At 25.9% G+C, this 9604-nt stretch carries 8 protein-coding genes and 1 riboswitch; of the genes, 4 read left to right on the forward strand and 4 right to left on the reverse strand.

Annotation, left to right across the window (positions count from 1 at the left end; translation table 11 throughout):
- The first annotated feature begins 115 nt into the window (after positions 1 to 115).
- Positions 116 to 1060: an RluA family pseudouridine synthase gene (locus HF862_RS08970; RefSeq protein WP_170187529.1), complete on the forward strand. Its 945-nt coding sequence runs from the start codon at positions 116 to 118 to the stop codon at positions 1058 to 1060.
- Between the two features lie 49 nt (positions 1061 to 1109).
- On the opposite strand, the gene HF862_RS08975 is transcribed toward HF862_RS08970, so the two are convergent.
- From HF862_RS08975 to HF862_RS08990, 4 genes are all read right to left on the reverse strand, one after another.
- Positions 1110 to 1940, reverse strand: a complete 831-nt coding sequence (locus tag HF862_RS08975; RefSeq protein ID WP_170187530.1) for a TSUP family transporter — start codon at positions 1938 to 1940, stop codon at positions 1110 to 1112.
- 175 nt (positions 1941 to 2115) lie between these two features.
- Positions 2116 to 2904, reverse strand: coding sequence for a MetQ/NlpA family ABC transporter substrate-binding protein (locus HF862_RS08980; protein WP_206039074.1), 789 nt, complete (start codon positions 2902 to 2904; stop codon positions 2116 to 2118).
- Positions 2905 to 2941: 37 nt separating this feature from the next.
- A complete protein-coding gene (locus tag HF862_RS08985; protein WP_170187531.1) occupies positions 2942 to 3589 on the reverse strand; it encodes a methionine ABC transporter permease in 648 nt (215 codons plus the stop codon).
- Positions 3579 to 4586: a methionine ABC transporter ATP-binding protein gene (locus tag HF862_RS08990; RefSeq protein WP_170187532.1), complete on the reverse strand. Its 1008-nt coding sequence runs from the start codon at positions 4584 to 4586 to the stop codon at positions 3579 to 3581. Before HF862_RS08990 ends, HF862_RS08985 begins: the two co-directional genes overlap by 11 nt.
- A gap of 106 nt (positions 4587 to 4692) precedes the next feature.
- A riboswitch (SAM riboswitch) is annotated at positions 4693 to 4780 on the reverse strand.
- Positions 4781 to 4965: 185 nt separating this feature from the next.
- Here HF862_RS08990 and HF862_RS08995 point away from each other — a divergent pair.
- From HF862_RS08995 to putP, 3 genes are all read left to right on the forward strand, one after another.
- A complete protein-coding gene (locus HF862_RS08995; protein ID WP_240934810.1) occupies positions 4966 to 5409 on the forward strand; it encodes a deaminase in 444 nt (147 codons plus the stop codon).
- Positions 5410 to 5431: 22 nt separating this feature from the next.
- Positions 5432 to 5791, forward strand: a complete 360-nt coding sequence (locus HF862_RS09000) for a hypothetical protein (RefSeq protein WP_170187534.1) — start codon at positions 5432 to 5434, stop codon at positions 5789 to 5791.
- A 1045-nt stretch (positions 5792 to 6836) separates the two neighbouring features.
- Positions 6837 to 8279: a sodium/proline symporter PutP gene (gene putP / locus HF862_RS09005; RefSeq protein ID WP_170187535.1), complete on the forward strand. Its 1443-nt coding sequence runs from the start codon at positions 6837 to 6839 to the stop codon at positions 8277 to 8279.
- Positions 8280 to 9604 lie beyond the last annotated feature (1325 nt).

The following is a 9604-nucleotide window of genomic DNA, read 5'->3' on the forward strand; positions in this document are numbered from 1 at the left end:
AATCAACTCTCTGAAAAGAGAGTTTTTTTTATTTATAAATATTTGTTTTGGTTTTTGTAGTAATTAGTAAAAGATGTTATAATAAAAATATATAAATTAAAAATAGGAGTGGAGAATGGAAATAAAAGAAACTCTAACAATACATGCTAATGAAAATGACAAGGGAAAAAGAATAGATAAGTTTTTAAATGAATTGATAGAAGATGCCACTAGAACATATATCCAAAAAATAATAGATAATGGACTTGTAGAAGTTCAAGGGAAAAAAGTTACTAAAAGTGGAAATAAATTAAAGGGAACAGAAACTATAATTGTAAATATCCCAGAAGATGAGGTATTGGACTTAATCCCTGAGGATATTCCATTAAATATAATCTATCAAGATGATGATATTGTAGTAATCAATAAAGCTCCAAATATGGTAGTTCATCCAGCCCATGGAAATTATACAGGAACTTTGGTAAATGCTCTTTTATATCATATAAAAGATTTATCAACAATAAATGGTGTTATAAGACCAGGGATAGTTCATAGACTAGATAAAGATACAAGTGGAATTATTGTTGTGGCCAAAAATGATGAGGCTCATGGAAAACTATCAGAGATGTTTAAAGAAAAAACTTTAGAAAAAACTTATGTTTGTATAGCTAAAGGAATTTTTAAAGAGAAAAGTGGAAGAATTGAAACTCTTATTGGTAGAGACCCAAGAGATAGAAAAAAAATGTCTGTTGTAGAGGAAAGTGGAAAAATAGCTATTTCTAATTATGAAGTTTTAGATGAAAGTAAAAACCACTCTTTAGTAAAAGTTAGAATAGAAACAGGAAGAACTCACCAAATAAGAGTTCATATGAAATATTTAAATCATCCAATAATGGGGGATAGTACTTATGGAAGTGGAAATGACGGAGCAAATAGACAGATGTTACACTCCTATAGTTTAAAATTTACTCATCCAACAAAAAATATAGAGATGACAGCTATAGCTCCTTTATTAGATGATTTTAAAAAAGCAGCTAAAAGTGTTGGACTAGATATTAGTAAAATCGAAAATAATAATTAAAATAAAAAGACTGTTACAAAACTTTTGTAACAGTCCTTTTTATAATTTCTTATAATATACTTAAGATTAATTCTTTTAAAAATCCTACTACATCTACTCCAAACATAGATTCCAATATCATTTTTACTAAAACAATAGTAGTTACAACTAAGAATATTGGTTTGATAAATGAAGTTCCTTTACTAACAGCTACCTTAGCTCCTAAAGTGGCTCCAAAAACCATAATTATTCCTATTGGTATCGAATAAAAGAAATTTACCTTTCCTAAATAGATAAATAAAATCATACTGGCTAGATTACTTGTTAAATTTAAAATTTTGGCGTTTCCACTGGCATTAGTAAAATCTAATTTGAAAATTTTTATTAGTGCAAAAATTATAAATGAACCTGTACCAGGCCCAAAAAACCCATCATAGAATCCCATTATAAAAGCCATTAATTTTCCATTACGAATATTTATTTTATTAAGCCCTGTGAAATTATTTTCCTCTCCCATTTTTTTATTTATAAGAGTGTAGATAAGAACTAATAGTAACAACACAATAGCTATTGGATATAGATATTTAGAATCTATTAAAACAACAGTTCTAACTCCCATAAGAGCTCCAACAAAAGAAAAAGGAATCATTCTTTTAACCATTTCTTTATTTACTTTACCAGAAGTAGCAAATTTAAGACTACTAGCCACAGTACCTATACTAGAGGAAACTTTATTAGTTCCCAAAGCAATATGAGCTGGTAACCCAGAAGCTAAATAAGCTGGAACAGTTATTAATCCTCCACCACCAGCCACGGCGTCAATAAAAGCAGCGATAAAACAAGCCACTCCTAAAAATAGAAAAGTTCCCAAATCAATATTAGTAAAAAATTGTTCAAACATATCTCCACCCCTAAAAAATAATTATGATATTCTTTAAAATTATTATATTATTTTTTTTAATGATAGTCTATATTTTTGTTAATAAAAAGACCCCTAAGGGTCTTTAATTTTTTGTAACATAAAGAATGTATGGTCAAACTTAAAAAATAAAGTTTTTTCTAGCTATTAGAGATAACTAGAAAGCTTTAACAACTGAACCATTATATTTTTCCTCTATAAAATCAGCTACTTTTTCTGATTGTAGAGCTTTTACAAGAGATTTTATTTCAGGTTTATCTAAATCTTTTGTTCTTACAGCTATAATATTAGCATATGGAGACTCTTTACCTTCTATTACCAAAGCATCTTTAGTAGGATTTAATCCACCTTCCATAGCGAAGTTTCCATTTATTACAGCGAAATCTATATCAGTTAAAACACGAGGTAATTGAGCAGCTTCTAAAGGTTTAAATTTTAATTTCTTAGGATTTTTAGCTATATCAAACTCTGTTGAATAAAGATTTGTAGGGTCTTTTAAAGTTATAATTCCATTGTTGTGAAGAAGTATTAAAGCTCTTCCACCATTAGATGGGTCATTAGGTATAGCCACAGTTGCCCCTTTTTTAATATCATCAAGTGAAGAGTATTTTTTAGAGAATAGCCCTAATGGTTCTACATGGACATTTCCAGCATTAGCTAAATCTAATTTTCTTTCTTCAGCAAATTTTTCTAAATAAGGATAATGTTGGAAGAAGTTAGCGTCTAACTCCCCATCATTTAAAGCTAGGTTAGGAGTTACATAGTCAGTAAACTCTACTATTTTAAGTTCGATTCCCTCTTTTGCTAGTTCAGGTTTAACAACTTCTAATATTTCAGCATGAGGTACAGGAGTTGCTCCTACTTTTAAAGTAGCCCCAAAAGAAGTAGCTCCAAGAGCTAATGAAAGTAATCCAGTTAAAGCAAGTAGTCTAAAGTTTTTTTTCATAAACATCATCTCCTTAAAATTTTTATATAATTAAATATTATCTATTTTTTTTAATTCTATATACTAGATAGTTTCCAAAAGATTGAATAAGTTGAACTAAAATTATAATAACTATTACAGAGTAAATCATAATATCAGTTTTAAATCTTTGGTATCCAAATCTTATAGCTAAATCTCCAAGTCCTCCAGCTCCTATTGTACCAGCCATAGCTGAATATCCAATAAGATTTATAACTGTAACAGTAAGACCATGGATTAGATGAGGTAAAGTTTCAGGAATCATAACTTTAAATATTATAGTGAAGTTACTTGCTCCCATACTAGAACTTGCCTCAATAAGCCCTTTGTCAATTTCACTTAAAGCTCCCTCAACCATTCTAGCCACAAAAGGAGCTGCTGATATTGAAAGAGGTACTATAGCAGCTGTTACCCCTATAGTTGTACCAACTATTATTCTTGAAAGTGGAAATACACAAATCATAAGAATAATAAATGGGAAAGACCTTAAAGTATTGATACAAATTTCTAAAAATCTATTTAAAGTTGGTTTTTCTAAAATACTTCCTTGTCTAGTTACTACTAAAAGAATACCGATTGGAAATCCTATTGCCATTGAAAATATAGTTGAGAAGAATACCATGTATAAAGTCTCTAAAGTTGAAGTAAGAATCATATTAAATACCATCGTATATCACCTCCACAAAAACTCCCTCTTCTTTGAACCAATTTATAGCATCTTTTTGTTCATCTAAATGTCCAGAAAGTTCTATAAATAAGTGCCCTACTTGCATAGTAGAAAGATTTTCAATAGAACCTCCAATTATACTAAAGTCTATATCAAATTTCTTAATAGCTTTTGAAAGTATAGGTTCTTCAGCTATAGAACCAAGGAATTTAAGTTTAATGATACTTTTTCCCTCTCTCTTAACCAATTCAACAGTAGTTTGGTTATCGTTAGGAAGATTAGAAATTAACTCTTTTGTTATATCAGCTTGAGGAGCAGAGAAAATATGGTGTACTCCACCAGTTTCCACAATTTCTCCATTGGCCATAACAGCGACTTTATTACAAATATCTCTTATAACTTCCATTTGGTGAGTTATCATAACTACAGTAAGTCCAAGTTTCTTTTGAATATTTTTTATAAGTTCAAGAATAGATTTTGTAGTTTTAGGGTCTAAGGCTGAAGTTGCCTCATCTGAAAGTAATATTTCAGGGTTGTTTGCCAAGGCTCTAGCTATGGCTACCCTTTGTTTTTGTCCCCCACTTAATTGGCTAGGATAAGAATTTTTCTTTTCAGAAAGTTCTACAAGCTCTAAAAGTTCATCTACTCTTTTATCTATATCTTTTTTATTCCAATTAGCTATTTCAAGAGCAAAAGCTATATTTTCTCCTACTGTTCTTGAAGATAAAAGGTTGAAATGTTGGAATATCATTCCAATTTTCTTTCTTTTTTCAAGTAATTCTTGTTTTCCAAGAGAAACTATATTCACTCCATCTATTATTATCTCTCCACTAGTAGGCTCTTCAAGTCTGTTTAAGAGCCTAATAAGAGATGATTTTCCAGCTCCACTAAGTCCAATTATTCCGAAAATATCTCCTTTACTAATATGTAAATTGACATTTTTTACAGCATGAAGACCATTAGGATATATTTTGTTAGCATTCTTAATATAAATCATTTAACATCCCTCTTTTCTTTGATTGTGTAAAATAAAATTGTAAAAAAAAACTCTAAATTATCTACATCAAGATAACTTAGAGGATATTGCGATTGTTTATTGGTCATCGCCATCTATCTGGAATTAGCACCACACCAAAATAGTAGGTTGCTGAAACATCACAGGGCCAGTCCCTCAGTTTCTCTTGATGGATTATTTATTTGTTTGTGCTATGATATAATAAAAAAAGATATTTGTCAATAGAAAAATAAAAAAATCTAAAAAAAACTTGAAAAATCATGAAAATAATGTATGATAATCTTAAAGAGAACAAATTTCAAGTTATTATTGGAGGTAAACTTTGAAAAGAGAAGATTATATAAGTTGGGATGAATATTTTATGGGAGTTGCTTTACTTTCAGGTAAGAGAAGCAAAGACCCAGGAACTCAAGTAGGAGCTTGTATTGTTACTGAGGATAAAAAAATAGTTGGTGTAGGATATAATGGACTTCCTTTAGGTTGTAATGATGATGAACTTCCTTGGGATAGAGAGGGGGATTTTTTAGAAACAAAATATCCTTATGTTTGTCATGCTGAATTAAACGCCATACTTAACAGTACAAAGAGTTTAAAAGGTTGTACTTTATATGTAGCTCTTTTCCCATGTAATGAGTGTGCCAAAGCTATAATTCAAAGTGGGATAAAAGAGATAGTGTTTTTATCAGAAAAATATAGTGGGACCCCTACAGATATAGCCTCAAAAAAAATGCTTGATATGTCAGGGGTAAAATATAGAAAACTAAAAACAAATAGAAAAACTATAGTTCTAAATTTTGATGAATAAAAATAAAAGGGAGAAATACATAATGAGAAAACTTACAATAAAATGTCCAAACTGTAAAAAAAAGATGAGAATAATTAATAAACCAGCAAAGTTTAAATGTCCTTCTTGTGGACATATATATAAAGCTACTAGATTTTCTTTAATAGGAAATAATATTACAAGCTTTTTTATTGGGTTTGTTGACACTGTTAGAGATGCTAAAAATAATATTGTTTACAGATATAATTCAGCTAAGGCTACATACAGATATATGAGTCAACTTAAGAAAAATATGAAAAATGACCCTAATTGGTCAAATTATAGAAATCAACAAAGAGAAGAAAAACAAATGAGAGATGCCAATAAAAAATCTTTTAAAGATTTCTTTAAAAGAAAAAAATAAAACCAAAAAATATTCCTTTTAGGTATAAAAATTATTATATGATAAAATAGAAATTTTTATAAAAATATTAAGTTAATAAAGAAAATTTAAAATCTATGGTTATTTAAGAAAAAGAAAGCCTCAAAAAATTCCTTTTAGGTATAAAAATTATTATATGATAAAATAGAAATTTTTATAAAAATGTTAAGTTAATAAAGAAAATTAAAATCTATGGTTATTTAAGAAAAAGAAAGCCCCAAAAAATTCCTTTTAGGTATAAAAATTATTATATGATAAAATAGAAATTTTTATAAAAATATTAAGTTAATAAAAAAATTTAAAATTTATGGTTATTTAAGAAAAAGAAAGCCTCAAAAAATTCCTTTTAGGTATAAAAATTATTATATGATAAAATAGAAATTTTTATAAAAATATTAAGTTAATAAAAAAATTTAAAATTTATGGTTATTTAAGAAAAAGAAAGCCCCAAAAAATTCCTTTTAGGTATAAAAATTATTATATGATAAAATAGAAATTTTTATAAAAATATTAAGTTAATAAAAAAATTAAAATCTATGGTTATTAAGAAAAAGAAAGCCTCAAAAAATTCCTTTTAGGTATAAAAATTATTATATGTTATAATAAAAAATTTATTATAAAAATATATTTAATAAAATAATATTTAAAAAGTCATTTGTTTATATAATAATTTCTTGACTTTTAGAAAAAAACTGATATAATATTTCCATAAAATTAAAATGAAAGGAGATAAACATGAAAAGATTTTTAATAGCTGATGTTAACCCCACAGTACCTAGAGTGGATTTGCATTAATGATTTAGTTATCATAGATGCAAATCCTTATTGTGCTGAGGTTTGCATCTATGGCTATTGAAAACAAATGTTTATTTCATTATTATAAAGCCATTTAGATGTATTTCTAAATGGCTTTTTGTTTTTTAAGAAAAAGAGGTGAAAAATAGATGTTAAAAGTCCCGAGAATAAAAGGAATAGTAAATATAGATACCCTGAGTAAATAAAATTTTTAAAATATATGGAGGATAATATGGCAACAATAGAAACTTTAATAACTTTTGTGATTTATTTAATATTTTTAATGGCAGTAGGAATTTATTTTTATAAAAAAACTGAGACAGCTGAAGATTATGTTTTAGGTGGTAGAGGAATGGGTTCATGGGTTACAGCTCTATCAGCTCAAGCTAGTGACATGAGTGGTTGGTTATTGATGGGATTACCAGGAGCTGTATATATGACAGGGATGAGTCAAACTTGGACAGCTATAGGACTTACTTTAGGAACTTATCTAAATTGGAAAATTCTTGCTCCAAAATTAAGAGTTCAAACAGAAGAAACAGATAGTATGACACTACCTAATTTCTTAAGTAAAAAATTAGGAGACGATACAGGTACTATCAGAATATTCTCAGCTATAGTAATTTTATTTTTCTTTACAATCTATTCATCTTCTGGAATAGTAGCAGCTGGAAAATTATTTTCTAGTATATTAGGAATAGATTATAAATTAGCTATATTAATAGGAGTTGGAACTATAGTTTTCTATACTTTTATGGGTGGATACTTAGCTTGTTGTTGGACAGACTTTTTCCAAGGAACTTTAATGTTTTTAGCTATTTTAATAGTTCCTATATTAGCTTATTTTGTTGGTGGGGGAGTAGAAAATATCCAAACTATTTCACAATCTAGAAATATATCTTTAAGTTTATTTCATGGAAGCCATATAGGAATACTAGGTATTATTTCAGCTTTAGCTTGGGGATTAGGATACTTTGGACAACCTCATATCTTAGTTAGATTTATGAGTGTAAAAAATCTATATGAATTAAAAAAGGCTAGAGTTATAGCTATGTTATGGGTTATTATTTCTTTGATTGGAGCTGTTGCTATTGGAATTACAGGAATAGGATTATTTACCGATGTTTCAAAAATAGGTGGAGACTCAGAAAAAATATTTATTTATATGATTAATATGCTATTTAATCCTTGGGTAGGTGGAGTTATGTTAGCAGCTATATTATCAGCTATTATGTCCACTATCGATTCACAACTTTTAGTGTCAGCCTCTACATTATCAGAGGATTTTTATAGATATATTAAAAAAGATGCTTCAGAAAAAGAAATTATGTGGACAGGGAGAATAGGAATAATACTTATTTCAGTTATAGCTACAATAATAGCTATGGATACAAATTCTCAAATCTTATCTATGGTTTCATATGCTTGGGGAGGATTTGGAGGAGCTTTTGGACCAGCTATATTAATGACTTTATATTGTGAAAAATTAAATTGGAAAAGTGTTTTCACAGGAATGTTAGTGGGAGTTCTAGTAATAATTTTCTGGAAATTATCTGGACTAGGAAATTATCTATATGAAATATTACCAGCTTTTGTCTTAAATGGATTAACAGTATATTTATCAGAAAAATTTGTATTTGGTAGAGTTACTTTATCACAAAAAATATGTGAATAATTATGTTAATATATAAAAAATCTAAAATACTCGATATATATCTAAATAAAACTTTCAATAATTAAAACATAAAAAATTAATGAAATAAAATATAATAAAAAACTACATTCTATATTCAAAATAAGAATGTAGTTTTTTATTATCAGGTATATTTTAGAAAGATAAAAAATTTTGATATTGTATTTTAAGGAATTTTTTAATAGATAAGATGATATAAACAATTAAAACATAAAAAATATAAACAAAATATAACTTACTAACTTAATAAAAAAACAATATCAAATTAGAATGAAAATATTTTCATAATATAGAAATGTTTTTTTGTTTTAAAATAAAACTACTCTATAAAAATAAGTTAAAATTTTTTTATTTTACATAAATTTATTGAATAATAAAAATATAATTTATATTTTAGTCAGAAAATAGTATGTTATTGTAATGAAAATATTTACATAAATATAATAATTTTCATAATTTACTCTACAAAAAAATTAAATTTATCATTTTAAAATAAAATTACTATACAAAAAATAATTTAAAAATTCCTTCTTAGATTCTATATAATTAAAATGTTTAATACTCTTGTATTTAAATCAATTATGTCTAAAAATTAAAATAAAAAATTTTATTATGAAATATTATAAAATATAATTATATTTTTAATAGTAATCAATTTTGTAATAATAAAAACATAAATTAAATTTTTTAAATAAATCAATTATATCAGAAGTTATATCAAAAAAAATTATTTAAAATTATCCAATGATATTTTTAAAAATTCTATAATAATCTTTATCTAATTTACCTGTTATAAAGGAAAAAAGATACTAATAAATAAAATTATCTCTATAACTAATTCATAAAAATTTGTCATAAAAATATTTATAATATCAAATATAAGAAACATATAAAATATAAAAAATGTATCTAAAAATAATTTTTTTAAAAATACATCAATAAATATTCCTTATCATCTTTAATTTTTTTATAGACCATAAAATTATAAAAGCAAAATAATTTTAAAATTTAAAATCAATAAAAAATAACACATCTAAAAAAGTATATAAAAATCAATTTAAATTTCTTATAAATCATAAAATATAAAAGTAAAATAGCTTTAAAGCTTAAAATTAATAAAAATAATATATCTAAATAAAGTAATTAAAATCAAGTTTAATCATCTCCAGTTTCTCTGTAAACTACAAAATATAAAATTGTTTTACAAAGAAAAAGTTATTGAAAATAAAAGAAAATTTAAAAAAATGTAAAAATATTTTAAAAATATGTTGACATATTTTAATTTCTAAGGTATAATTAATCTTGTC

Source organism: Fusobacterium sp. FSA-380-WT-3A (assembly GCF_012843705.1).
In the GTDB taxonomy this organism is placed as follows: Bacteria; Fusobacteriota; Fusobacteriia; order Fusobacteriales; family Fusobacteriaceae; genus Fusobacterium_B.

Excerpts from the sequence above, each read along its gene's own strand:
- HF862_RS08970 (WP_170187529.1), top strand. The coding sequence starts at position 116 with ATGGAAATAAAAGAAACTCTAACAATACATGCTAATGAAAATGACAAG.
- HF862_RS08975 (WP_170187530.1), bottom strand. The coding sequence starts at position 1,940 with ATGTTTGAACAATTTTTTACTAATATTGATTTGGGAACTTTTCTATTT.
- HF862_RS08980 (WP_206039074.1), bottom strand. The coding sequence starts at position 2,904 with ATGAAAAAAAACTTTAGACTACTTGCTTTAACTGGATTACTTTCATTA.
- HF862_RS08985 (WP_170187531.1), bottom strand. The coding sequence starts at position 3,589 with ATGGTATTTAATATGATTCTTACTTCAACTTTAGAGACTTTATACATG.
- HF862_RS08990 (WP_170187532.1), bottom strand. The coding sequence starts at position 4,586 with ATGATTTATATTAAGAATGCTAACAAAATATATCCTAATGGTCTTCAT.
- HF862_RS08995 (WP_240934810.1), top strand. The coding sequence starts at position 4,966 with ATGGGAGTTGCTTTACTTTCAGGTAAGAGAAGCAAAGACCCAGGAACT.
- HF862_RS09000 (WP_170187534.1), top strand. The coding sequence starts at position 5,432 with ATGAGAAAACTTACAATAAAATGTCCAAACTGTAAAAAAAAGATGAGA.
- putP (WP_170187535.1), top strand. The coding sequence starts at position 6,837 with ATGGCAACAATAGAAACTTTAATAACTTTTGTGATTTATTTAATATTT.